Origin of the sequence: Myxococcus qinghaiensis (assembly GCF_024198215.1) — a bacterium.
GTDB classification, from domain to species: Bacteria; Myxococcota; Myxococcia; order Myxococcales; family Myxococcaceae; genus Myxococcus; species Myxococcus qinghaiensis.
Genome location: NZ_JAKCFA010000021.1, coordinates 34,289 through 57,951 on the forward strand (window position 1 = coordinate 34,289; position 23,663 = coordinate 57,951).

Genomic DNA, 23,663 nt, shown 5'->3' on the forward strand with positions numbered 1-23,663 from the left:
GAGGCGAGTCGACTCACCCATCCAGGGCGTGAATCAGAGGCGCTCGGCGGCCCGGATGGCGTTCTTGTAGGCCGGGTCGAAGGTCGGGAGGAAGTCCGGCTGCCCGTTGTGAAAGGGGTCCTTGGGGTTGAAATCCTTGTAGGCCTGCTTCAGCGCGGCGACCAGCTCGTCCTTGTTCTTCGCCTCACTCACCGGGTCCGAGTTTCCCGGCACGAAGTGCTGGAGGATGGTTGACAGGGCCCACGACGGCTTCTCCGTTCCCTGGGTGATGCCCTCGACGAAATCGACGAGCTGGCTGGAGTCCAGCTTGAGCCGGTCCGCGACCTGCTTCAGTCCATCGAGCTGCTCGAGCGCTCTGTCGTCTCCATTCAGGAGGCCTGGAATCTTCTTCGTGAGTCGCTGGACATCCTTGGGGTCCAGCTTCAGGTCCTGGGTGAGCTTCTGGGCGACGCGGCCATCGGTGTTGAGGAGGATTTCCTCCAGCTTGGGCTCGTTCACCGCCGCGTGGAGGTACTCGGCCCGCTTGTCGTTGAATGCCTTCTCCTTGCGAGCGGCCTCCTTGTCGTCCTTCTCTCCCGAGATGTGGCTCGCGAGGATTTCACCGCCCGCGTTGATGACGGCCCCCAGCCCTCCTACGAGGGCGCCGGCGGGCGCGGTCACGGGGAAGGCCTCCAGTCCGCTTCCGACGATTCCGATGACGTCTCCGCAGAGCGCGATGACATTGCCCACGTTGCCGTCCCCGGATGCGAGCTCGCTGGCGTTGACCCAGGCGGAGGCCGAGTTCGCGAGGAGGCCGAGCCCCGGCGTGACCCTGGCCACGAAGTCCGCGTGCTTCGCGGCGTTCGTGTACTGCGTCCACTTTCCAGCATTGACGAGGCTCTGGGTGGCTCCCGCGAAGAGCTCGGCACCGCCCTGGGTGGCCTTGGAGAACTCCTTGATGGCTTCCGACGTGCTGGAGTCGTCCCCGGCGCCGTTCTCCACGCTCCAGGCGATGAGCGTGGCCTTCAGCAGGCCCCTGCCCAGGGGATTCTGGCCTTCGAACTCCTTGGCCAGGTTCTTCAGGAGGGTCGCACGCTCGCTCTTGGGAAGCTTCTGGTCTTCGAAGCCCTGCATGAACTTCGACACGCCTGCCTGGATGTCGAAGAGCGGCTTGACGTTGTCATCCGCGAACCGCTTGAGCTCCTTCAGCTTCTCCGTGAAGTCCGCGATGGCGCTCTTCGGATCTCCTGAATTCTCGGCGATGTGCTGGGAGAGGCCACCGGAGATGGCGGGCCCGGTGATGTCCTTGTCGAAGTCCTTGAACCCGGCGAACGCCTCCTTGAGGGCCGGGTCCTTCTTGATGTCGATGACGAGGTCCAGGGCTGTCTTGGCGGCGCCCGAGTTGGCGAGGGTCTGGAGCGACTTGTAGAGGTCCTTGGCGCCACTGGGGTTGGTGGAGGCGCTCTTGAAGATGCCCTCCTTGTGCTTCTCGACGGTGGCGGCCAGGTCCTTGGCCGCCTGGGCCTCGGCCGCGAAGACGGCCTTGTTCTCGGGCTCGTTCTTGAACTTCGTGATGAGCTTCTGCTGCTGGGCCGTCGTGAGCGCCGGGCCGAAGCCCGCCACGAGCTTCTGCAGCTCCTGGCTCTTCTCCTTGGCCTTTTCGCGCGCCTGGTCGAACCGGCCCTGGGCGCTGCGGATTTCCGTCCCGGCGACCCGGGGGCCGGACCAGCCGGGCTGCATCTCCTGGACGATGCTGCCCCAGGCCGCGCTCTTCTGGGCGAGGCCGCCCATCTCCGGGTCCGTGAGGGTGCCCCTGGCCTTCGCGGCATCAAGGGCAATCAAGACATCGTTGCGGCATTCGCCCGCTCCAGGGTTGGTGGGGTACTGGCCCTTGTCATCCTTGTCGAAGAGGCTGCGGTCCAGGGGACTGTCTCCCTTGGAGAGGCGTGGGTCGACAATCTCAGCGAGGGTGCCGTCCTCCTTGGCGCACTTGACCAGCTGCGCGAGGTACTCGGGGTCGTGCCGATGCCGCGACACCAGCTCGGTGAACGGGCTGCTGCGCTCGGCCTGACTGGAGAGGCCCTTGATGCCCTGCTCGTAGTCCTGGGTGGCCTGCTCCGTCGGAGTGGCCGGCTTCTCCGAGTCCGCCACCATCATCTTCTGCAACCCCGGGGGCACCTTCGCCCGCTCCAGCGCGGTGGCCCGCTCGGCGGAGCCCGGGGGCGCGGCGAGGATGTTCTTCACGTGGTTGGCGGAGAGGCTCCCCGCTTCCTCGTAGTGCGGCTGCGCCTTCTTGAAGGCCTCCAGCGACTCGTAGGACTTCTTCGTCGTCGGGTCGAAGACCGACTCGCCCTGGCGGACGACGACGTGTCCGGACTCGCCCTCCGCGCCTGCGCGCGTGTCCTTGAGGAAGACCATCTCCGAGCGCCCGCGCAGCTTTGGCGTGGCCTTGTTCGCCCAGTCGGCGGCGACGTCCAGGCAGTTCACCTGTCCGTCCTTCGCGTCCTCCGTGAGGAGTGACGTGGCCGGGGCCTCGGTGCCCAGGCGCTTGTCGAACTCCGCCTGTCGGGACGGCGTGGCCTCGAAGGCCGTGCCGGACTTGAGCGCGGCCTCCGCGGCCTGCTGGGCCTCCGCCGCCTTTCGCGCGGCCTCCGCCGCCCTGCGCGCCGCCTCCGCCGCGCGTCGGGCCTCCTCGGCGGCGCGACGTGCCGCCGCATCCTGCTCACTGACGCTGCCTCGACTGCTCGCGGGTCCGACGCTCATGAAGGGGCTCCAAGGGGATGGGGAACTCTTGACGTCCCCATGAGCAAGGTCCGGGCCTGCGCGCAAAGGCGCGAAAGGGCGAGGTATGCCCACCCTGGCCTGTAGGCCGCGGACTACAACGCGCGGCGGAGTTGATGGCTGCCGCCTGCGATGGGCCAGGGCCTTTCGAGGACCGGCGCCGGGACAACCGTCACCTGGCGGAACAACCTCCCGCCGCCCTCATTGCGTCCAGGACACTCGTCCGTGCTCGCGCGAGCACGGCCTTGTCTTTCATTGGGGACAGAGGCGTCCTGCGCGCCTGCAACCCCACGCAGGAGGTGTCCATGGTCCGTCTGGAAGACGCACGTCGCATCATCGCCGCGGCAGAGAAGAAGGCCCAGGAGCTGGGCCAGCCCATGAACATCGCCGTCGCGGACGAAGGCGGCAACCTGGTCGCCCACGTGCGCATGGACGGGGCGTGGCTGGGCAGCATCGACATCTCCATCAAGAAGGCCTTCACCTCGCGCGCCTTCGACATCTCCACGCAGGACCTGGCGAAGGCCTCCCAGCCGGGAGGTCCGTTCTACGGCATCCACGCGTCCAACCACGGGCAGGTGATGATCTTCGCGGGCGGTGTCCCGCTGAAGAAGAACGGCAAGGTGGTGGGCGCCGTCGGCGTCAGCGGCGGCTCCGGAGACCAGGACCACGCCGTCGCCACCGCGGGCGCGTCCGCCTTCTGAGCGGCACGGAGGACCCGTCAGGGGGTGGGGCTGGCCGCCCCGGGAGGACGTGGTGGGGCCCCCCGGCGAGGAGGGGCTTCCCTGTTCTCCTGGCGCTGGAGGCCCCGGAGGGGGACCGGTGCGCAGCGAAGCCGTGCCCCGGCCCTGCCCCTGTGCTAATTCGGGCGGGTCGCAAGGCGACGATGTCCCACCCCTCCCTCCGGAAAGACCTCCATGGCAGGCAGCAGCCTGATTGCGCTCCTCGACGACATCGCGACCATCCTGGATGACGTCTCCATCCTGACGAAGGTGGCGGCGAAGAAGACGGCGGGCGTGCTCGGAGACGACCTGGCGCTCAACGCGCAGCAGGTGACGGGCGTCAACGCGGACCGCGAACTGCCGGTGGTGTGGGCGGTGGCGAAGGGCTCACTGGTCAACAAAGCCATCCTGGTGCCGGCGGCGCTGGCCATCAGCGCGCTGGCGCCCTGGCTGGTCACGCCGCTGCTGATGGTGGGCGGCGCCTTCCTCTGCTTCGAGGGCTTCGAGAAGCTCGCCCACAAGTTCCTGCACAGCGAGGAGGAGGACAGCGCGCACCGGGAGGAGCTGCGCGAGGCGGTGTCCAACCCGAGCGTGGACCTGGTGGCGCTGGAGAAGGACAAAATCAAGGGCGCGGTGCGCACCGACTTCATCCTCTCCGCGGAAATCATCGCGATTACCCTGGGCACCGTGGCGACGGTGGGCTTCGCCACCCGCGTCTCGGTCCTGGTGGGAATCGCCCTCATCATGACGGTGGGCGTGTACGGGCTCGTGGCGGGCATCGTGAAGCTGGACGACGCGGGGCTGTACCTCAGCCGCCAGCCGGGAGCCTTCCAGAAGAGCCTGGGCGCCGGCATCCTCCGCACCGCCCCGTGGCTGATGAAGTTCCTCTCCGTGGCGGGGACGGCGGCCATGTTCCTGGTGGGCGGCGGCATCCTCGTGCACGGCGTCTCCAGCCTGCACCACGCGGAGGAGTCCCTCACCCGGTGGGCCGCGGGCGTGCCGGGCGTGGGAAGCATCCTGGGCGGGCTTGCCCCCATGTTGCTCAACGCGGTGGTGGGGCTGGGCGCTGGCGCCGTGACGGTGCTGCTCTTCACCCTGGGCAAGAAGCTGGTGAAGGGGCAGGGCGCGAAGAAGTAGCGCGAGTTCGAGCGCCAGCGCGGTCGAGGGACTCGCCACTCGCGAGTCTCTCCCCCTGGCGCTCCTGGAGTGAGCCGACCCGTGCGTGGGCCTCCGGGCGGTGACGCTCGATATTTCTCGCGGGGCTTTCCCGCCGGGATTCGGGGTCCACGTTTCCGCCCGACCAGCAGCTTCTTGAGCCTGCTGTTCTCCTCCGCCAGGGGTGACTTCGACCTCGGGGATTCCGGTAGAGCCAACCCTGTATCTTTGACTGTCGAGACGTATGTCTTTGCGGCCCCGTGGAAACCCCTTAGTCTGACATTCGATGCCATTGGTGTGACACGGCCGGAGCACAAAGATTCATGTGTGCTGGAGTTCCCTGTTTTGATTTGTAATTGAATCAGGAGCGGTGTTAGTAAGGCATTGGCTTCGGCCACCCCGCACAAACAACACAGGAGAAGTCCATGACGAGGAACGTGAAGCGCTTCCTGGCTGGCTCGCTGCTGTCTCTCATCCCGTCCATCGCCCTCGCCGGACAGGTGGAGCACGGGTTCCCTGATCTCCTCTCCGAGCGTACCGAGTACGTCAGCCTCCGCGCCGAGGGAGTCCAGGTTCCCGTGCGCGAAGGTTCCGGTGGCAACTCCGTCGCCGCGGCGAACGAGGACCTGCTCGTCTTCAACAACAGCGGCCTCAGCCTCACCCTGGGCATCCAGGTGCTCACGGGCGGCCTGAACGGCGTCTACAATCCCTATCCCTGCCCCCCGGCCCTGGGCAGCCTGTGTGGGTACCAGGTCGCTGCTCCCGCCCCCACCGTGGCGGCCCCGGTCGTACAGCAGTACTACTGGACGGCCAACGCGGCGAATCCGGCGGCCGGGAAGACGTGTGTCTGGCGGGTGGAGGTCACCGACGTCGCTGGCAGCTGCGCGGCGCAGGTGTTCTTCGGCACCTACGGCGGCGCGGTCTGCACGCTGGACGCGGTCAATTCCTTCATCGACCCGACCACGTGCTACGCGCAGATCGTCACCAACATCCAGTAATTCGAAGCTCGCGCCGTCAGGGGCCTTGCATGAGGCCCCTGGCGGTGTCTTGTCGTTGCGAGTGATTGACCTGGGGGCGCGCCGCCGGTCGTAATACCTCCCGGGTGGTAGAGACAGGGTTGTCCGCGTGAGGCCATCCTCCCATTCCAATCGTGGCATCTGGACTGGGAGTCGACTTCATGCGTTACATCACCGAAATCCAACTCGAGGGCGGTGCGCTTCACGAGCACATCTCACGCCTTCGCTGGAAGGAAGAAGCCGGGACGGGCGAGAGCAGCCACGCGGAGCTGGTCCGGTGGGTCCAGGAGGGAGGCGATGCCCGGGTGCGCGTCGGGTCCACGGACGTGAAGGTCGCCGTGGTGGACGCCGCGCGGCCCCATCTGAGGACCAAGGCCAACGGCATCTTGACGGACAACCTGCTCGAGCTGCCACGGTTCTAGGACGGGCCGCGGGGCCTCGCAGGCGTGGGACTGGCGAGCGCGCTCGGGTCAGACCGGCTTGTTGAGGTGCGCGGCCTGGTAGATGAAGTCCGCGCGACTGTCGACGCCGAGCTTCTCGAAGATGGACCGCACGTGCGTCTTGACGGTCTGCACCGAGATGCCGAGCTCGCTGGAGATCTGCTCGTTGGACCAGTTCCTGAGCAGGCTCATGGCGATTTCGACCTCGCGGCGGGTGAGCTCCTTCTTCATCGCCTCGGGGAGGGGAATGGACAGGGGAATCTCGGTCAGGACGAGGGCCCACTGGCGAGGCCCCTCGGCCTCAGGCAGCTCGACGAAGCGGACGACCCGGTAACCGTCGTTGTGGAGGGAGACCCAGACGTCGTTCTGGAGTCGCGCATCCGCGTCCATGCGGGTCAACGCCGTCAGTCGCTCCATGAGGACGGAGGGGATTCCCGAGGAGTGCAGCTCGGAGCGGGCGTACCACCGCTCCAGCATCACCGCGGCGCGCGGCGAGCGCAGCACCTCGCGCGCGGGAGGCGCCGCGATGAGGTAGGCGGAGTCGGGGCTGTTGTAGAGCACCTCCAGCAGGTTCGCGCCGGAGGAGACGACCTGCATTTCGCGGCAGTTGCGTATCGTGTTCAGCAGGTGGCGCGTGAGGCTCTTCAAGCGGGCGGCGTCCTCCACCGAGAAGGCGAGTCGGCGGTCCCGATAGAGGGTGAAGGCCCCGAGCAGGTCGGCGTTCGCGGGGAGCAGGATGGCCATGACGTGCTCCAGGCTCAGGTCCAGCTCGCGGCTGCGCTGGTACAGCGCGCTGTGCTCCAGCTCCCTGCGGGTGAGCATGTCCGAATCCCGGAGCACCTCATTGGGCCGGGCGAAGATGGGGGGACGCACGAAGTCATGGTCGACCCATTTGGAGTACTCATCCAGGAGGGCGAGCCGGTGGCCGGGGACGAGCCATTGGAAGTCGACGGTGGTGCCGAGCGTGATGAGGCACAGGCCCATGTAGTCGGCGGGGGTGAACTCGAGGAGGGGGCCGCGAGCGGCCTCGAGGGCCTTGGGGAGGGACAAGGAGCTGTTGAGCGCCTCGATGACCCTGTCCCTGAGCAACCAGTCACGTGAGCTGAAGTTCATCGACGAGAGCGTCCTTCCCGCGCGGTCGGGCCGCCTTGCGGCGCCCTGCGTGTGGTCCGCCATCAATAGGCGCGAGCGCGCGGGCTGTCCCTCCCCCATCGGGGGGAGTCCCCCGGGCTTGACTCAGGGCCCTGTCGCATCGTGTGGGCCACCAGGGGCTGGCACCGCGAAGCGGCGGTGGCACCCGCGTAGGGGATTCGCCATGACGAGCCCGTCAGAATCCGCCGAGCCCGGGTTTCGGGTTTCAGAGGGAGCGGCGCGCTGCACCGATATTGCACTGGGGGCCCGGCTCACTGAAGGGGGAGGTTCCCATGCGATGGATGCACACGTTGGCTGTGGGTGTACTGGCGATGGCGGGCGGCTGTACCGGGAGCAAGGTGGAGAGCGGGCAGGACATCGTCCTGAGCGGCAGGTTCATCGACGAGTCGGGCGCGCCGCTCCCGGAAGCGCAGTTGAAGCTCTACCGCAGCGAGAACTCCTCGTGCGCATTCGCCGCCTTCACGTCGAGCTGGAAGTCGGTGAAGACCCGGGCTGATGGCACCTTCGAGCTGGAGTTGCTGGGGGCCGACACCCGCATGGGGAGCATCGCGCGCTGCTTCGTCGCCCGCTCGCCCGACCGGGCCGAGGGAAGGAGCCTCTCCGCCTACTTCCTCATCCAGGAGTCGAAGGTGGAGCTGCCGACCTTCCAGGAGTGGAGGGGCGCGCTGACGGCCACCGAGGAGGCGCAAGGCGTGAGCGTGGGCTTCAAGCCCCTGTCCGCCACCCACGGGGCCGGGAGCGATGAGCACGTGCTGTCCGTCGGCCCTTCGAGCATCGAGGTGGCCTGGAAGGTGACCCAGACCTCCTCGCCCGTGCGGCTGAGTGACTACGTCCTCGAGGACGCGCAGGGGCTCAAGGCCTTCGTCAGCGTGGACCGCCAGGCGAAGGTGGGGGACGTGACGGTCGGCCTCTCCTACTCCAGTGATGATGTCGCCATGCCCCGGCGCGCGCTCATCCCGGCGAGCCGGGGCGCGGCGTGCACCTACGTGGGCTCCGACACGCCCTGCCGCATCACCAACGGCGACCTCGATGGGCTCGTGCTCTTCCAGTCGGGAGTGCAGGAGGTCTCCGTGCAGCTCTCGCGGTCCGCGGTGCTTCGCAAGGCCGTGCTGCGCAACTTCGAGGTGTCGGGCGCCATGACGGAGCTGGTGCTGGAGGGGAGCGCCGACGGCACCCAGTGGCTGCCCCTGGCCAACCTGCTCGCCGGTGCCGGCGTGCGGCCCTTCATGGAGGTGGACCTCACGGGCACGACTCCCGTGTCGCGGGTCCGCGTGCGCGCCACCCCGCGGGAGACGACGGGCCAGCTGCGCTCGCTGGGCCAGCTCTCCCTCTTCGAGTAGCGACGCGCCCGGGAGGAGGCCGTCGTCGCCTGGGGGGCTCGGGCGACGGCGGCTGGCGGCGAGCCCTAGTAGTAGTCGCGCAGGGTGAGCCGGCGCTTGCTTCCATCCTTCAGCGTGAGCACCACCGTCTGCCCGGCGGGGCGATATCGCCAGCGCGCCAGCTCCGTGCTCGCGTAGTCGGGGCCGATGGGCTTTCCGTCGATGGCGATGATCTCCTCATCCACCTTCCAGCCCGTGGTGGCGGCGGGGCTGCCGGGGGCCACCAGCTTCACCACGAGGCGTCCCTCGGTGGGGAGGGCAATCAGTCCGGACCGGTCCTTGCGGAACGGCTGCCGCAGCGCGCGAGCGTCGGGGACGAGCATCAGCGTGTCCGTCGCATAGTCGGTGATCATCCGGAAGCGCCCGAGGACGGCGAGCCCCAGGTTGCCGGAGAGCCGGTCCGAGGTGGAGATGCTGTTGCCCGCGTCGTCGAACACCGTGGGCACGTCGCGCAGGGTGACGCCCGCGAACTGGATGGACTTGAGCGTCGCCACGTCGCGCTCCCGCAGCCCGCCCACGGCGCCTGACAGCGTCTTGGACCCGCGCCGGCCCTGGAGCAGCCCCGCCTGCTGCCAGTACGCGGGGAAGAGCGAGAGCGCCCCGCCATTGCCCACGTCGAACAGCACGGGAATGGCGGGTCGGCCCTCGATGGAGAGCTGGACGGCGCGCTGTCCGCCCGCGGATTCGACGAGCGGGACGCGCACCGCGCGCGGGGGCGCCTTGAAGTGGGAAGGCTCATGGAAGGCGATGCGCCGGTGGGGGAAGTCCACGTCCACGACGAGCTGGTTGAAGGCTTCCTTGCCCAGGATGACGGGCAGCGGATGGCCTATCTGCCGCGCGACCTCGGCCAGGTCGATGACGGCGACCGTCAGCCCCGTCAAGCGCAGCTCGCCCAGGGTGATGTCCACGCCGCCAGCGAACTGAGCCTGCGCCTGTCCACCGCTGCCGACCGCCGCGACTTGTCCCTGCGTCTTCAGCCCCAGCTCGCGGGCGTACGCCGCGTCGACCACCGTCATCGCGGCACCACTGTCCAGCAGCACCTGCGTCGCCTGGCCATTCACCTTCGCCGGAATGTAGACGCGGTTCTCGTTGAAGAACTCGAAGGGCATGAGGCCGGTGCCGTGGCGGCCGTTCGCGAAGGTCGCCTTGCGGACGTCCTCGGGCCGCTCGAAGACGGCGGGAGCCAGGGGCACGTTCAGCTCCAGCGTCTCCACCACCGTCCGCGCGTCGGAGTCCGGGTTGTCGGTGAGCTCCTCCTCCAGGAAGGGCATGCGCACGCCCTGGACCTGACGCCAGTCGCCCAGCCGCACGAAGCGGGTGACGTTGTCCTCGCGGATGCGAAGGCCGTGGAGCGCCCCGCTGGCCTCGTCGAGGAACACGTCGTAGAGGTCCTCGTCGCCGAAGGTGACGCGCACCACCTTCCAGGTGCGGCCATCCCGTGGCGCGTCGGGCTGCGGGACGAGCTTCGCGCCGGCGCTCCCTCGCAGCGCCGTTGCGAAGTCGAGCGCCACCCGGTGCCGTGCATCGCGCGCGTCGGTGGGCGAGGCGTCCTCGACCTGGCCGCTGGGGTTCAGCTTCCAGCCGCCCTCGGAGGTGATGGCCATCGATTCGCGCACCACGCCGTAGTCCGCATCCCTGCGGACCCGTCCGTCCCGATGGCTCCAGGACTCCATCGTGCCCTGGAGGCCGCCCGTCGAGGTCTTCCCCCTGGCGTGGACGCTCTCCAGGCGCGTGAAGGCGTCCCCGCCGCGCCAGGCGAGGTGTCGGGCGAGGAGCGACTCCAGGGCGTCCGCTTTTGCCGCGGCGGGGACGGGCAGGAGGATGAGTGCCAGCAGGACGGGGAGGAGGAATCTCATGGAAGGGCTCCGCGCGTGGAAGGAGGAGGAGGGGGCTGTCCGACGAGCTGGCGCAGGCCGGGCGGGCTCGAGCCGATGAGGGAGAAGGCCCGCGACAAGCGCGTGCGCACGGACGGCGCCGCGCTCAGCCGGACCTCCGCGGACAGTCCGCTGTGCTGCAGGCAGGAGAGATAGGTGCTGTCGCTCCAGATGGCCTGCTTGACGCCGGTGCCATCCGGGGTGAGCAGCGCCACCAGGAACTCGCGGGCGTCGACCACGAGCGTGAGCTGCGCGCCGGGCCAGCGCTCCCGCACGAAGTCCGCGTCGGATGAGCGCACGCAGTCGAAGGGCACCTTGGGCGTCTTGTCGTAGACGAGCCCCGCGATGGCCACGCCCCGGGTGCTCGCTTCGGTGAGCGAGGGGGCGAGGGCTCCGAAGGGAGGAGGGAAGAGGTCGAAGAGCAGCCGCTCGGTGGCGCCGGCAATCATCACCCGGGCGCGCTCCATCACCTGGGCGGTGCTCTTGAGGTGGTAGATGCGGTCGTCCTGCGCCGGGGCGTGGAGCTTGCGCAGCGCGCTCGCTGCTTCTCGGCTGCGCGTCTCGAAGCTCCGCTGGAGCGCGGCCACCACCTCGTCCGGAGGCACGGGCCGGAAGGAGCGGGGCTCACCCTCCTCGACGAGCACCGCCCCCTTGTGCTCCAGCGAGGCGAGCGCCTGGTAGATGCTCGGAGGCGCCTTGCCCAGCGCCTGCGCGAGCCGGTACCCGGTGGCCGGCGCGCCCTTGAGCAACTCGCAGTACACCCGCGCTTCGACTTCGGTGAACCCCAGGGCCACGAGCCCTTCATCCGCGTTCATGGGGGCTTGTTATTACCCAAGGATAATAATGGTCAAGCCCGAAGCGCTGACGCGGGGGGGTGGCCCGCAGCGCGGAGCCGGGCGTTGACAGCGATTCACGGCAAAACCGCTTCATCGTCATTTCGAGCGCACCGCGTCTTGAGGCCAGACAGAGGCCTGAATCCTGGAAGTTCTGAGTGTCTTTCGTATGGCGTGGCATGTTGTTGCCGTTCAATATTTCCGTCTCCGGGCGATGATGGGTCCCCTGCTTGGGTTGATGTTTTGTTTGTGTTAGAGATTGGCTCGCAGTGAAGAGGTCAATCGCAGGGGGGATTCATGAAAAACGACAGGCGTGTCATTGGGGTGACCCAAATCCTCGGGTTGCTCTCCCTTTTCCTCATGGCTTGCGAGCCCGCGGCCAGGTCCATCCCGGACCTGGAGGTCGTGGCCGTGGGTTCACAGCAGGAGGCGCTTTACGGAAATCCCGCGGCGTACTGGCCCACGAGCGCCGCGGGCTTCACCGATGTACCCGTCTGTTGGCTCGCTGCGGGCTCGAACTCGGAGAAGACGTGGGTGCGGCAGACCGTCGAGGCCCAGTGGGACACCCACAGCAGTGTGCGTTTCACGGGCTGGGGCACCTGTGATGGGAGTACTCCCGCCCAGGCCATCCGCATCCAGGTGGATGAGAGCGGCCCGCGCTCCTACGTCGGCCGCTCGAGCAACAACCCCAGCATGTGGCTCAACTTCAACTTCGCCAACTGGAGTCACGTCTGCAACGACGGCGTGGATGACGCGACGTATCCAGGCGATGACCGCGAATACTGCATTCGCGGCGTGGCTTTGCACGAGTTCGGCCACGCCCTGGGCTTCTGGCACGAGCAGGACCATCCGGCCAATCTTCCCAACACGCCGGGCTACTGCGGCAACACCATCGTCCAGCAGCCGAATGGGCAGATCATCACCGGGTACGACCCCAACTCGACCATGAACTACTGCGCCTTGTGGGGCCGGCCGACCTTGAGCGCCCTGGACATCCAGGGCCTGCGCCAGGTCTATGGCGTGACGCCCGTGGAGTTCCAATACCAGGCCTACACGTTCCCCGCATGCACCCTGGTCAACGAGCCGGGTGACCCGCACGGCTGGCATGACAACTACCTCTGCACGGCGGGTCTGGAGGGGGTGAGCTGGTCCTATGCGGGCGCCATTTCAGGCCAGCGCTGCACGCTCATCAACGAGCTCTTCGACGCCAACGGCTGGAATGACAACTACCTGTGTGTGCCCAACCACAGCCCCCTGAACTTCGTCTGGTCCTCGTTGCTGCCGGTGCCCTTGATGCGGTGCGCGCAGTGGAATGAGCCCGCGGACCCCAACTCCTGGAACAACAACTACCTGTGCTACACGCAGCGGTTCGCGTTCTCACCCTCGGGGAAGATTGCCGGCACCACGTGCATCTCGGTCGACGAGCCGTCCGATTCCGCCGCCTGGCGCGACAACTACCTGTGCTCCGAGACGAACGAAGGCGTGCAGTTCAGCTTCGGGGGGCCCATCGCGGGCATGCGGTGCACGTCCGTGAACGAGCCCAGCGACCCCAACACCTGGAATGACAACTACGTCTGCGTGCCCAACCTCAGTCTCATCAACTTCCAGTGGTCCACCACGGGCCCTGTCTCCGGGAGGACCTGCGTCGCGTGGAACGAGCCCGCGGACGCCGCTCACGGCTGGGGCAACAACTACCTCTGCTATTGAGCCTGTCGGAGCGCGGTTGAAGTGACGCCCGGGGTCCTGAACGAGGGGCCCGGGCGTTTGTCGTCAGGCAAGGCTCATGGACGCGGGCTCAGCCGTCCGAGCGCAGCGCCGTCATCGGGTCCACCCGCGAGGCGCGTCGGGCCGGCAGCCAGCTGGCGAGCAGCGCCACGCCGAGCAGGAGGAGCGCCACCGAGGCGAAGACGAGCGGGTCCGTGGTGCTCACGCCGTACACGAACCCCGCGAGCACCCGGCTGAGGCCCATGGCGCCCAGCACGCCGAGCGCCACGCCGAGCCCCGCGAGCAGCGCGGCCTGCCGGAGCACCAGCCGCAGCACGTCCCCCGCCGTCGCCCCCAGGGCGAAGCGGATGCCGAATTCCTGGGTGCGCTGTGCCACCGCGTAGGACACGACGGCCGCGAGTCCCGCGACGGAGAGCAGCAGCGCCACCGCGCCGAAGGCCCCGAGCAACAGGAGGCTGAAGCGCCTGGAGGCGAGTGAGTCCGAGAGCAGGCTCTCCACCGTGCGAAGGCGCGAGGGCAGCTCTGGAGCGAGCTCGCGAAGCACCGGCCGCGCCTCGGTGACCAGCGTCTGGGAGTCCACCGGACCGTACACGGCGACGTGGAAGCGGGAGGACGCGCGGGGCCGCTGCCGGGAGCAGCCATAGAACATGGGCTTGGGCGCCGCATCCAGTCCCTGCTCGCGCACGTCCGCCACCACGCCGACGATGGTGAAGGGGCGCAGGTCTCCGTCCATGTTGCCGAACTGGATGAGCTTGCCCAGCGGGTCCTCGCGGGGCCAGCGGGCCTTCGCGAGCGACTCGCTGATGATGGCCACGTGGGGCGACTCGGAGGTGTCGCTGGCATCGAAGAGGCGTCCGCTCACGAGCGGAATGTCGAGCGCGCGGAAGTAGCCCTCGCTCGCCACGCGGTACTCGGCGGAGCCGGCGCGCTCGGGCTCGTGGGCCAGCCGTCCGAAGTCCTCGAAGTTCTTGACCTCGTCGGGACGGTTGAGCACGAGGAAGGTGCCGTCCCCCGCGGGACTTCCCTCGAGCGGGAAGCTGCTCGTGGCGCCCACCGCGCGCACGCCGGGCAGCGCGCCCAGCCGTGCGAGGAGGTTCTCCTGGAGCTGGAGGTTGTGCTGCCACCCCGCCTCGTCCTCGGCCGGGGGCAGGACGAGGCTGAGCACCGCGACGTTCTCGGTGCGGTAGCCCGGGTCCAGTGAGAGCAGGCGCATCAAGCTGCGTCCGAGCAGCGCCGCCCCCATCAGCAGCACCAGCGCGAGCGCGAGCTGTCCGACGACCAGGGCCCGGCGCGTGCGCTCCGCCGCGCCTCCTCCGGCCTGCGTCTGCCCTGCCTGCACCAGCGTGGCCCAGGGGCTCTGGCGTGCCGCGCGCAGCGCCGTCACCAGCCCGAGGCCCAGCGCGAGGAGCAGCGAGAGCCCGAGTGCGAAGAGGAGCGCCGTGCCATTCACGGACACCTCGCCCGTGCGCGGCAGGTTGCCGGGTTCCACCGCGAGCAGCGCGCGCACGCTCCAGTCGGCGAGCAGGGTGCCCAGCGCGCCGCCCGTGAGAGACAGCAGCAGTGACTCGGTGAGGTACCGTCGCGCCAGGGCGCCGGGGCCCGCGCCCAGGGCCACGCGGACGGCGAGCTCGCGCCTGTGGGTCGCGGCTCGGGCGAGCAGCAGGTTGGTGACGTTGGCGCCCGCCACCAGCAGCAGGACGGCCGCGGCGCCGAGCAGCACATACAGCGTGCGCTGGGCATGTCCCACCAGGCTCTCATGCAACGGCACCATCGCGATGTCCTGCATCCCGATGTCCCGGCCGTACCGGGCCTTGAGCTCCCGTGCGATGGCCGTGAGCTCCGCTCGCGCGGCCTGGGAGTTGACGCCGTCGGCCAGCCGTCCCACCACCGACCAGTTGTGCGCGGTCCGGCTGGGCAGGGGGGCCTCCAACTCGCGAGGAATCCACAGCTGCGTGCCCACCGGGTAGTCGAAGGACTCGGGCATCACTCCCACCACGGTGTAGGCGCGTCCCTCGAAGGTGAGGGTGTCCGACAGGGGCAGGGGCCGGGCGCCCAGGTGCCGCTTCCAGAAGGTGTGGCTCACGACGACCACGGGGGGGCCTCCCTCCTGCTGCTCCTCCTGGGCGAAGAGGCGACCTTGCACCGGCTGCATCGCGAAGGCGCGGAAGAAGTCGCGCGAGGCGAGCACCAGCGTGGCGAAGGTCGGCTCGTCCGTCCCGGTGACGGCGACGCTCGCGGGTCCCGACACCTGGGCCAGCGCCGTGACGGTGCGACTCTGGGTCCGGACGTCCTCGAAGTTGGGGTCCGAGAACCGCATCGCGTGGCCGTCGGCCGCCAGCTCCGACAGCTGCACGAGGCGCTCGGGGCGAGGATAGGGCAGGGGGCGCAGCAGCACCCCCTCCACCACGCTGAAGAGCGCGGTGCTCGCCCCGATGCCCGCCGCCAGCATCAGGACGCAGCTGAGAGTGAAGCTGGGGCTGCGGCGCAGCGAGCGCAGCGCCTGGCGCAATCCACCCAGAAAGGTGTCCACGGGGGAAGTCTCCTGGAGCCTGAGGGGGGCGGCTCGCGAGGGGACTACGTCCCTGTCATCGAACGATTGCCGCGCCGGATCGAGGCGCGAGGGCTGGCGGAGAACAACAAGGGCCGACCGCACTCACGGTAGGCCCCTGGCCGCGCTCGGCGCGGTTCACTGGATGTAGGTGACGAGTTGCATCGCACACGTGGCTGGGTCGATGCCGGAAGAGCCCAGGGAGAGGGAGCAAACGGCGCCGCCATACGCGCTGGGGGTCACCAGGGCCGTGCAGTTTCCGCCGACGTCGCTGACCTCCACCCGCCAGAGGCATGTCTTCGCGCCCCCCGGATACGCTGGGTCGACCGTCCAGTAGTAGTGCTGTAGGAGCGGGGCCGCCACGGTGGGGGTGGGGGCGCTGACCTGGAAGCCGCCAGCACTGCTGGTGGGTACGGGGTAGGGGCTGTACGTGCCGTTCAGAGTCCCCGACAGGGTCAGGATGCCGAGGTGGATGTCGAGGCCGGTCTGGTTGACGACGAAGAAGTTCTCCAGCGCCGGTCCGACGGCCTGCGCGGAGGCTCTCCGCAGCGAGGGAAGCTGGATGGCGGCCCCCTCACGGACGCTGACGTATTCGTCGCGCTGGGAGAGCAGGTCGGGGAACCCGAAATCCACCACCGGCCCGCCGAGCGCGCTCAACGGCGCGAGGGACAGCAGCGAACCCACCAGGAAACGCATTGTGTTCCTTGTCATGGACTTCTCCGGATGTGTCTGTGTGGAATGGCCCAGCGCCAATGCCTGCCAGGATTGTCCTTGATCTGGTTTCGGATGGGAATGCGTCTGCCCATGAGAGGCGCCACGGCTCGCCCGAGGGGCCCTGTCGCTGTCGTGGACATCAGCGGCCAGGGCCACTCCCTGGCCAGCAGCACCGCCGGTCCCGGCGGAGTCTTCCGAATCGTGAACCCGCCAAGACCTCGCCCCGTGTGACGCCCCCGCCACCCTGGTTGCCAGAAAATTGTGGTACGAGAGGAAAATCGCTGGGAACCGGAGGCTTGCTGTGACGTTGTTTCGAGGGTGTCTGACTGCGTTGGTTGTCTTGATGGTCGCCTGTGGTGATGGTGATTCGGACCCTGTGGTGCTTCCCGATGCGGGAGGAACCCGGCCGGATGCGGGAGGCCAGACGCAGGACGCGGGTGGCGGGACTCCGGATTCGGGTGAGGGGACGCCGGACGCGGGCGGGGAGACGCCGGACGCAGGCGAGGAGACGCCGGACTCGGGTGGCGGCACCCCGGACGCGGGCGAGGAGACGCCGGACTCAGGTGGCGGCACCCCGGACGCGGGTGAGGAGACGCCGGACTCTGGTGGCACTCCCGATGCGGGTGAGGAGACGCCGGATTCAGGTGGTGGGACTCCGGATGCAGGCGAGGAGACGCCCGACGCGGGCACCGAGACGCCCGATGCCGGTGGAGGAACGCCGGACGCAGGTGCGGAGACGCCGGACGCAGGCTCGGAGACGCCCGACGCGGGCAGCGGGACTCCCGACGCGGGTGAGCCTCCCGTCTTGAGCGTCATCGACAACTGGGGCTTCGAGGAGTGGACCGGTGCGCTTCCGGAGCAGTGGTTCGGCAGCAAGTCGAACATCGAGTCCGGCGCGGTGCAGAAGGTGACGACGAATGCCTTCGAGGGCCTGAACGCCGTCCGGCTGACCAACGCCTCGGCCACTCACCGGCGGTTCACGACGCTGGCGAAGTCGATGTCCGCCGGCCGCTACTCCTGCACCTACCAGGCACGGGGCACGGGCGACGTGCGCAATGCCTTCTTCGACGACGACTACTCGTCGTACTCGGCCTACACCTCGGTCAGCGGCTCGTCGTGGACCCAGGTGGCGTACAACTTCAACCTGGCCACCGACGTCTTCGACACGTTCGAGCTCATCTTCAGCGTGCGCAATACGAGCGGCGACCACGTCATCATCGACGACGTGCGCTGCGCGCGGGCCGCCGAGCCGTGTGACCTGGTCAGCTGCGAGTCGTGGCAGCGCTGCGAGAACGCCACCGCGACCTGCGAGCCGCTCTCCGGTCGCTGCGATATCGGCGGGGACTGCGACGAGTGGGAGGCCTGCGATGACGCCCACGCGTGCGTCGTCGCCGAGGACCGCTGCGTCCGCCACGCCGATTGCGCGAGCACTCCGCAGACGCCGGTCTGCGATGTCGGCACGCACCTGTGCATCCCGGGTGACCCGTGCGCGGGCGTCGTGTGCAACAACCCGGCGACGACCTGCAATCCCACGACGGGCGTGTGCGAGCTGGCCGAAGGGGCCTGCTTCACGACCTTCGACTGCCTGGGCGCCTTGCCCGCCTGCGACCCGGCCACTCGCCGCTGCGTCGCCGCGGACCACCCCGCGAACATCGTCCGCAACGGCGGCTTCGAGTCCTGGAATGTCTATTCCATTCCCTATCAGGGCAACCATCTCATCCCTGACTACTGGTATGGCCTCGACAACGGCGTCGCGGACCCGGGCACGGAAATCAAGGCCTCGCGCCTGGTGCGCTACACGAACGCGGTGCATGGAGGCACGGCGGCGATGCAGTTCGTCGTCCCCATCCAGGTCGCCGAGCGCTTCTCCACGGAGAAGTTCAACGTGCCCAGCGGCAACTGGTCCTGCTCGTACCGGGTGCGAGGCCACGGCACCCTCCGGCATCGCACCTATTCGAGCGGCGGCTGGAGTCCGCAGACGGACTTCCTCGTCATCGACAGCGACGAGTGGCAGCCGGTGTTCTTCCGCTTCACCGGCAACGTGCGCGACTGGCGCCTGTTCTTCTACCCGAGCCGCAGCGAAGCCGACCGCGACCACCTCCAGGTCGACGACGTCGTCTGCACGAAGGACTAGCGTCGCTCGGAGTCCTTGAGCAAGAAGGGGCGAGCGCCGCCAACGGTGCTCGCCCCTTCGCTCGTCAGGAGTGCTTCGGGTCAGAAGCCGAAGAAGCCCTTGATGCTCTTGCCGACGTCCTTGGCGCCCTCGGCGACCTTGTCCGTGACGTCCTTGGCGCCCTCGGCGACCTTGTCCGTGACGTCCTTGGCGCCCTCGGCGACCTTCTCCGTCACGTCCTTGGCGCCCTCGGCGACCTTGTTCGTGGCCTCCTTGACGACCTCGGAGGCCTTGCCGCCGGTGACGTTGTCGACCGTGTTCTTCAGCTTGTTGAAGTCGATGGTGTACGAGGTGCCGATGCCCAGGCCCACGCCCAGCGCCGCCTTGGCCTTGCCGCCGATGGTCAGCTTGCCGTCCTCGAAGGCCACCTTGCCGTCAATCGCCGCGCCCACGCCAGCGATGGCGCTGCCCGTCACGGAGCCCTGCACGGGGCCCAGCTCACCGCGGGCCGTGGCGCTCGCCTCGGCGCCGACCAGGGCTCCGGCCCCTGCCTCCAGGCCCATGTCGCCGTCCTTGAGGTTCAGGTCGGCCTTGGCCTTGGCGTCCGCGTTGGCGCCCACCAGCACCTCTCCGTGCACGCCGCCGTAGACCTTGCCGTCAATCTTATCGAGGCCCTGGATGTCCTTCAGGTCCTTGCCGTAGCCGGCGTCGCCGCGCAGGCTGACCAGGTTGGCTTCGCCTCCGGCCCGGGCGCCCACCTCCCACGGGAGGATGCGGTAGGACGCATCGCCCTGGATTTCGGCCGCGCTCGCCTCGAACTGCGCGCCCGTCCCGTCCTGGTTGAAGCCCGTGCCCGTCTTGAACTCCGCGACGTCCTTCTGCCAGCCGACGTAGTTGCCGCTCTCGTTGCCCGCCACCTGGCCGGGGCCGGTGTTGCCCTGGGTGACCTGACGCCCGTCCTTCCGCGCCGCGCTGTCGGCCGCCTTGTCGCCCTTGCTGGGGTCCAGGAAGATGTCCTGGCCCCACTGCTGGTTCCACTTCGTCTCCGGCTGGACCTTGTCCAGGACGTTGCCCTTCTTGTCCGGGGTCGCCGCGCTGGAGGAGGAAGCAGGGGCGGACACGGGGCGGTTGGCGACGCGCATGGGAGTGCTCCGGGGGGGCGACGGCGAGGTTGGGGGAAGGGCCGGAAGTCGTCCGGTCCGTGACGTGCCTTCCCTAGAGCACGGCGTGTGCCAGCCTCTCGCCGTCCTCCCCGTGTGCCGTTTCCCCTCTGAAGCGCCTCAGCCCGCGCCGCCTCCGGGACGCGCTGCCCGGTGTCTGCGGTCATCGAGGGTGATGACCGCTGTCATCAGGCCCGGGCCTGCGTCGCCTCCAGCTGCTCGGGCCTGGGGATGAGATAGGCGCGGTCGATGGTCGCCAGCCCCAGCCGCTCCAGCGCGAGGCAGGCCACGAAGCCCAGGTCCACCTCGTAGCGGTGGTGCGAGAAGGACGCCGAGCCCGGATAGGCGTGGTGGTTGTTCTGGAAGCCCTCGCCCATGATGAGCCAGGCCGTCAGGTGGTTGTTGCGCGAGTTGTCCCGGGTGTCGAAGTTGCGCCCGCCCACCGCGTGCCCCAGCGCGTTGACCAGGCCGCCCTGCACAGGGTGGCTCATCATCCCCAGGAAGTACGCCCCACCCAGCACCCAGCCCACGCTCAGCGCGAGCGCCAGTCCCACGCCCGCGTGCAGCGCGTACGGCAGCCACCAGAGGTTCTTGCGGTTGAGGGCGTTGAGCGGGAAGTCGAGGTCCTTCGCGTACTTCGTGTACTCGGGCTTCTCGCGCATCAGCCCCACGATGACGCGCTTGTAGTTGCGAAGCTGCTCGCCCGCGATGCCCAGGAGCCCCACGTTCATGGGGGAGTGTGGATCCAACGGGGTGTCGGAGTGCTCGTGGTGCAGCCGGTGCATCACCACCCACGCCTTGGGGTCCAACCCGGTGAACCAGTTGCCGCCCACCACCAACAGGCGCCGCAGCGCCGGGTGCAGCCGCACCGCCTTGTGCGCGAGCCCGCGGTGGTAGCCCACGGTGATGACGAGGATGTTGAGCAGGTAGGCGCCGGTGAAGACGAGGCCGCAGAGGATGAGGTACACGGAAGGTCTCCCGAAAACCGGCGGGTAGCCTACTTGCCGGTAACTTACGATTCGGTAACCTACGCTCCAGTAGCCTAGAGGTCAAGGTGACCAAGAAGCAGCGTTTGACGGGGCCGCAGCGGCGCGCCCAATTGCTGGAGGTGGGCCGCGAGCTCTTCGCCTCGCGGGGCTACGAGGCGACGTCCATTGAAGAGGTGGCGGCGCAGGCCGGGGTCTCCAAGCCCATCGTCTACGAGCACTTCGGGGCGAAGGAGGGCCTCTACGCGGCCATCGTCGAGCGGGAGATGGACGGGCTGGTGCAGCGCATGTCGGACGCCATCGCGCAGGGCAGCGCGCGCGAGCGCTTCGAGGGCGCGGTGGTGGCCTTCCTCTCCTACGCGAAGGAGGAGCCGGCGGGCTTCGCCGTGCTCACGCGCGACTCGCCCACGTCCAGCGCCCGGCGTGGCCTCACCCGCGTCATCGACGACCTGGCGCAGCGGGTGGGAGACATCTTCCAGGCGGAGTTCAGCCGCGCGGGCTTCAACCCCAAGGTCGCCCCGGTGTACGCCAACGCGCTCGTCGGCATGGTGACGCAGGTGGGGGTGTGGTGGGCGGCGGAGGGCCGTCCCCTCTCGCTCGAGCACGTGGCGAAGCACGTGGTGGCGCTGGGCTGGATGGGCCTGCGGCACTTGCCGAGCGAGCCCGCCGTGCAGGGTCCCCGGCCCAAAGGCAGACACAAGGGCTGAGCCGCGCGGTGTCCGGGCGTTTTTCTCTTCGCTCCGAGTGAAGACACGGGGGCCGCGTCGCGAAGACTCCCATTCCCCGTGTCTCAAGTAGGCTGGTCAACAGACGAGGGAGCGGGCCGGGACATTCCAGCCGTCCTCCGCCGGGCGCCTCGCATTAAAATCACCCCATGAAATTTCTGGGCGAATTGGACGAGGCCTCGCTGGCTCGGACGCAGCGGTGCAATCGCCGCCTTGGGGACCCGAACCGGCTGAAGGCCATCCGGGAGACAGGGCTGATGGACACGCCGCCGGAGGAGGCTTTTGATCGCCTCGCCCGCCTGGCGGCGCAGCTCCTCGATGTCCCGCTGACCATCATGTCGCTGGTGGACGCGGACCGGCAGTTCTTCAAGGCGGACTACGGCCTGGCCTCTCCGTTCAAGGAGACCCGGACGTTGCCGATTGACGCTTCGCTGTGCCGCTACACGCTCGAGGGCGAGCCCATCATCTCCTCGAACGCGCCCGCCGACCCGTTCCTGAAGTTCCATCCCTCGACGGGGCCGTGGGGAATCGTCGCCCTCATCGTGCTCCCGTTGATCAACCCGGACGGGCAGGTGCTGGGGACGTTCTGCTGCATCCAGCCCAAGGTGCGCGAGTGGACCGAGCAGGACCTCACGGTGATGCGGGAGCTGACGGCGTCCATCATGACGGAGGTCAACCTCCGCAATCAGCTCAAGAAGCTCAAGACGGAGCAGAACCTCCGGGACACGTTCGTCGCGGCGCTCACCCATGACCTGCGCACGCCGCTGACGGCGGCGAAGATGAGCGTGCAGCTGTTGGGGAGGCGCCATGCGGACCTTCCGACGGTCCAGACGTCCGTGGCCCGTGTCAGCGGGAGCCTGGACCGCGCGGAGCGCATGATTCAGAACCTGCTGGACGCAAGCCGCATCCAGGCCGGCAAGCGGGTGGCGCTGGAGATGGGCGAGTGCGACCTCCACGCCGTCACGGCGCAGACGCTGGACGAACTCGCCGCGCTCTATCCGGAGCGCTTCGTCCTGAAGGCGGAGGGCGTGTTCAAGATGAAGGCGGATCCGCTCGGGCTGCGCCGAATCGTCGAGAACCTGGCCACCAACGCGGCGAAGTACGGCGCGCCGGGCACTCCGATTGAAGTCCTGCTCGACCGGACCGAGCGCCACGTGTCGCTCCAGGTGCGCAACCAGGGAGACCCCATCGCCGCGGACGAACTGCAGACCATCTTCGAGCCGTTCCACCGCACGAGGTCCGCGACGGAGAGCGCCGAGAAGGGCTGGGGACTCGGGCTGCCCCTGGTGAGGGGACTGGCCGAAGCACACGGAGGCAAGGCCACGGTGACGAGCTCCGCCGAGCAAGGCACCTGCTTCACCATCACCCTCCCGCTCGACACGACGTCCGAGCAGCGGCGCTCGGCCTGAGGGGCCCGGCGTCTGGTTCAGCGCAGCCCGTCCAGGAGCGCCGCGAGCGCTTCGGGCCGTGAGGCGAATGGAGAGTGAGAGGCCTCCAGTGACTCGACGGTGAAGGCATTGCCGGGAGTGAAGGCGTTGGCCTCGCGAATCATCAAGTCCTGGAGCTCGGGGGCCAGGGCGCGGTCCTGGGTGCAGCGGATGTAGCCGCGAGGGATGCGGCCCCAGCGCTCCTTCGTCGCTCCCACCTTGGTGGTCCAGAGCGACAAGGGGAGGTCCGGCGTCAGGGAGAGCGCGAAGGGCAGGAAGTCCGTCATCGGCACGTCCTGGTAGTACGCCGCGCGAAGGGCCTCCAGGTACTCCGTGCCGCCGCGCGGGTTGATGCGCACCGCGCCCAGCTTCCCCGGGTCGCCGAGGAACAGCGTCTCTCCATATCCGGTGCGAGCCTCGGGCAGTGCTCCGTAGCCGGCGGGGCTTCCCAGGCGCAGGGGACAATACGCGCTCAGGTAGACGAGCCGGCCGATGTGCTGTGGCGCCAACTCGCCCGCCCGGGTGATGACGGCGCCGCCCACGCTGTGGCCCACGAGGACAGGCTTCGCTCCGCCTGCGCCCTGGCGCAGCTTCTCCAGCGCGGAGACCACGGCGGTGGCGCAGTCGTCCAGGGTGAGGTCCGCCAGAGGTGAGCGCTCTTCGCGGAGGCTCGCCGCGTCGCCCTTCACGTAGGCCGAGGGAAAGCGCGCATTGAGGCCGTGCCCGGGCAGGTTGATGGCGACCACCTGGTGGCCCCGAGCGGACAGTGCCTCCGTGACGCGCGTCCAGTGGAGGGCGTTGTGCCAGGCGCCATGCACGAGGAGGAACGTGCGACGAGGTGGCTTGCCCCGCTCGGGCGCGGCGGCGAGGGAGGTTCGCAAGGGGAGCGTGCCCGCGCCCACGAGGGTGGTCTTCAGCAGGTCGCGACGATTCATGG

Annotated in this window: 18 protein-coding genes; 9 read left to right on the forward strand and 9 right to left on the reverse strand. The window is 68.6% G+C overall.

What is annotated here, in order from left to right; all coding sequences use genetic code 11:
• Positions 1-33 precede the first annotated feature (33 nt).
• Positions 34-2,742 carry a collagen-like triple helix repeat-containing protein gene (locus tag LZ199_RS33095; protein ID WP_253997744.1) on the reverse strand — a complete coding sequence of 903 codons (2,709 nt, stop codon included), beginning with the start codon at positions 2,740-2,742 and terminating at the stop codon, positions 34-36.
• 323 nt (positions 2,743-3,065) lie between these two features.
• On the opposite strand from LZ199_RS33095, the gene LZ199_RS33100 reads away from it, so the two are divergent.
• The 4 genes from LZ199_RS33100 (at position 3,066) to LZ199_RS33115 (ending at position 6,072) form a co-directional block, all read left to right on the forward strand.
• Complete coding sequence (locus LZ199_RS33100) at positions 3,066-3,461, forward strand: GlcG/HbpS family heme-binding protein (protein ID WP_253997745.1); 396 nt, start codon at positions 3,066-3,068, stop codon at positions 3,459-3,461.
• 213 nt (positions 3,462-3,674) lie between these two features.
• On the forward strand, positions 3,675-4,616 hold the full coding sequence (locus tag LZ199_RS33105; protein ID WP_253997746.1) for a DUF808 domain-containing protein: 942 nt from the start codon (positions 3,675-3,677) through the stop codon (positions 4,614-4,616).
• Between the two features lie 443 nt (positions 4,617-5,059).
• Positions 5,060-5,632 carry a hypothetical protein gene (locus LZ199_RS33110; RefSeq protein WP_253997747.1) on the forward strand — a complete coding sequence of 191 codons (573 nt, stop codon included), beginning with the start codon at positions 5,060-5,062 and terminating at the stop codon, positions 5,630-5,632.
• 179 nt (positions 5,633-5,811) lie between these two features.
• Positions 5,812-6,072 carry a DUF3892 domain-containing protein gene (locus LZ199_RS33115; RefSeq protein WP_253997748.1) on the forward strand — a complete coding sequence of 87 codons (261 nt, stop codon included), beginning with the start codon at positions 5,812-5,814 and terminating at the stop codon, positions 6,070-6,072.
• A 48-nt stretch (positions 6,073-6,120) separates the two neighbouring features.
• Here LZ199_RS33115 and LZ199_RS33120 read toward each other — a convergent pair whose 3' ends face one another.
• Entirely contained in the window at positions 6,121-7,203 is a 1,083-nt protein-coding gene (locus LZ199_RS33120) for a helix-turn-helix transcriptional regulator (protein ID WP_253997749.1), read from the reverse strand.
• A 320-nt stretch (positions 7,204-7,523) separates the two neighbouring features.
• On the opposite strand from LZ199_RS33120, the gene LZ199_RS33125 reads away from it, so the two are divergent.
• A complete protein-coding gene (locus tag LZ199_RS33125; RefSeq protein ID WP_253997750.1) occupies positions 7,524-8,582 on the forward strand; it encodes a hypothetical protein in 1,059 nt (352 codons plus the stop codon).
• Positions 8,583-8,647: 65 nt separating this feature from the next.
• Here the strand turns inward: LZ199_RS33125 and LZ199_RS33130 are convergent, their stop codons facing one another.
• Both LZ199_RS33130 and LZ199_RS33135 read right to left on the reverse strand, forming a co-directional pair.
• Positions 8,648-10,477 (reverse strand): aspartyl protease family protein, encoded by a 1,830-nt coding sequence (locus LZ199_RS33130; RefSeq protein WP_253997751.1) that lies wholly within the window; start codon positions 10,475-10,477, stop codon positions 8,648-8,650.
• Positions 10,474-11,310, reverse strand: a complete 837-nt coding sequence (locus LZ199_RS33135; protein WP_253997752.1) for a TrmB family transcriptional regulator — start codon at positions 11,308-11,310, stop codon at positions 10,474-10,476. The genes LZ199_RS33130 and LZ199_RS33135 overlap by 4 nt, the downstream gene beginning before the upstream one ends.
• A gap of 429 nt (positions 11,311-11,739) precedes the next feature.
• Here LZ199_RS33135 and LZ199_RS33140 point away from each other — a divergent pair, with 429 nt between their 5' ends.
• Positions 11,740-13,035, forward strand: coding sequence for a hypothetical protein (locus LZ199_RS33140; RefSeq protein WP_253997753.1), 1,296 nt, complete (start codon positions 11,740-11,742; stop codon positions 13,033-13,035).
• A gap of 88 nt (positions 13,036-13,123) precedes the next feature.
• On the opposite strand, the gene LZ199_RS33145 is transcribed toward LZ199_RS33140, so the two are convergent.
• Both LZ199_RS33145 and LZ199_RS33150 read right to left on the reverse strand, forming a co-directional pair.
• Positions 13,124-15,583: an ABC transporter permease gene (locus LZ199_RS33145; protein ID WP_253997754.1), complete on the reverse strand. Its 2,460-nt coding sequence runs from the start codon at positions 15,581-15,583 to the stop codon at positions 13,124-13,126.
• A 156-nt stretch (positions 15,584-15,739) separates the two neighbouring features.
• Positions 15,740-16,312 carry a hypothetical protein gene (locus LZ199_RS33150; RefSeq protein ID WP_253997755.1) on the reverse strand — a complete coding sequence of 191 codons (573 nt, stop codon included), beginning with the start codon at positions 16,310-16,312 and terminating at the stop codon, positions 15,740-15,742.
• A gap of 346 nt (positions 16,313-16,658) precedes the next feature.
• On the opposite strand from LZ199_RS33150, the gene LZ199_RS33155 reads away from it, so the two are divergent.
• Positions 16,659-18,449: an invertase recombinase-like protein gene (locus LZ199_RS33155; RefSeq protein WP_253997756.1), complete on the forward strand. Its 1,791-nt coding sequence runs from the start codon at positions 16,659-16,661 to the stop codon at positions 18,447-18,449.
• An 80-nt stretch (positions 18,450-18,529) separates the two neighbouring features.
• On the opposite strand, the gene LZ199_RS33160 is transcribed toward LZ199_RS33155, so the two are convergent.
• Together LZ199_RS33160 and LZ199_RS33165 are read right to left on the reverse strand one after the other, a co-directional pair.
• The gene (locus LZ199_RS33160; RefSeq protein ID WP_253997757.1) at positions 18,530-19,570 is read right to left on the reverse strand and encodes a hypothetical protein; all 1,041 of its coding nucleotides are present in this window, start codon (positions 19,568-19,570) and stop codon (positions 18,530-18,532) included.
• 206 nt (positions 19,571-19,776) lie between these two features.
• Positions 19,777-20,556 carry a fatty acid desaturase gene (locus tag LZ199_RS33165; RefSeq protein WP_253997758.1) on the reverse strand — a complete coding sequence of 260 codons (780 nt, stop codon included), beginning with the start codon at positions 20,554-20,556 and terminating at the stop codon, positions 19,777-19,779.
• An 86-nt stretch (positions 20,557-20,642) separates the two neighbouring features.
• Here LZ199_RS33165 and LZ199_RS33170 point away from each other — a divergent pair, with 86 nt between their 5' ends.
• Positions 20,643-21,281 carry a TetR/AcrR family transcriptional regulator gene (locus tag LZ199_RS33170; protein ID WP_253997759.1) on the forward strand — a complete coding sequence of 213 codons (639 nt, stop codon included), beginning with the start codon at positions 20,643-20,645 and terminating at the stop codon, positions 21,279-21,281.
• A 167-nt stretch (positions 21,282-21,448) separates the two neighbouring features.
• Positions 21,449-22,708, forward strand: coding sequence for a GAF domain-containing sensor histidine kinase (locus LZ199_RS33175; protein WP_253997760.1), 1,260 nt, complete (start codon positions 21,449-21,451; stop codon positions 22,706-22,708).
• A 17-nt stretch (positions 22,709-22,725) separates the two neighbouring features.
• Here the strand turns inward: LZ199_RS33175 and LZ199_RS33180 are convergent, their stop codons facing one another.
• On the reverse strand, positions 22,726-23,661 hold the full coding sequence (locus tag LZ199_RS33180; protein ID WP_253997761.1) for an alpha/beta hydrolase: 936 nt from the start codon (positions 23,659-23,661) through the stop codon (positions 22,726-22,728).
• Between the last annotated feature and the right edge of the window lie 2 nt (positions 23,662-23,663).

Coding starts and splice junctions, on each gene's coding strand:
- LZ199_RS33095 (WP_253997744.1), bottom strand. CDS start 2,742: ATGAGCGTCGGACCCGCGAGCAGTCGAGGCAGCGTCAGTGAGCAGGAT.
- LZ199_RS33100 (WP_253997745.1), top strand. CDS start 3,066: ATGGTCCGTCTGGAAGACGCACGTCGCATCATCGCCGCGGCAGAGAAG.
- LZ199_RS33105 (WP_253997746.1), top strand. CDS start 3,675: ATGGCAGGCAGCAGCCTGATTGCGCTCCTCGACGACATCGCGACCATC.
- LZ199_RS33110 (WP_253997747.1), top strand. CDS start 5,060: ATGACGAGGAACGTGAAGCGCTTCCTGGCTGGCTCGCTGCTGTCTCTC.
- LZ199_RS33115 (WP_253997748.1), top strand. CDS start 5,812: ATGCGTTACATCACCGAAATCCAACTCGAGGGCGGTGCGCTTCACGAG.
- LZ199_RS33120 (WP_253997749.1), bottom strand. CDS start 7,203: ATGAACTTCAGCTCACGTGACTGGTTGCTCAGGGACAGGGTCATCGAG.
- LZ199_RS33125 (WP_253997750.1), top strand. CDS start 7,524: ATGCACACGTTGGCTGTGGGTGTACTGGCGATGGCGGGCGGCTGTACC.
- LZ199_RS33130 (WP_253997751.1), bottom strand. CDS start 10,477: ATGAGATTCCTCCTCCCCGTCCTGCTGGCACTCATCCTCCTGCCCGTC.
- LZ199_RS33135 (WP_253997752.1), bottom strand. CDS start 11,310: ATGAACGCGGATGAAGGGCTCGTGGCCCTGGGGTTCACCGAAGTCGAA.
- LZ199_RS33150 (WP_253997755.1), bottom strand. CDS start 16,312: ATGACAAGGAACACAATGCGTTTCCTGGTGGGTTCGCTGCTGTCCCTC.
- LZ199_RS33155 (WP_253997756.1), top strand. CDS start 16,659: ATGGTCGCCTGTGGTGATGGTGATTCGGACCCTGTGGTGCTTCCCGAT.
- LZ199_RS33160 (WP_253997757.1), bottom strand. CDS start 19,570: ATGCGCGTCGCCAACCGCCCCGTGTCCGCCCCTGCTTCCTCCTCCAGC.
- LZ199_RS33175 (WP_253997760.1), top strand. CDS start 21,449: ATGAAATTTCTGGGCGAATTGGACGAGGCCTCGCTGGCTCGGACGCAG.
- LZ199_RS33180 (WP_253997761.1), bottom strand. CDS start 23,661: ATGAATCGTCGCGACCTGCTGAAGACCACCCTCGTGGGCGCGGGCACG.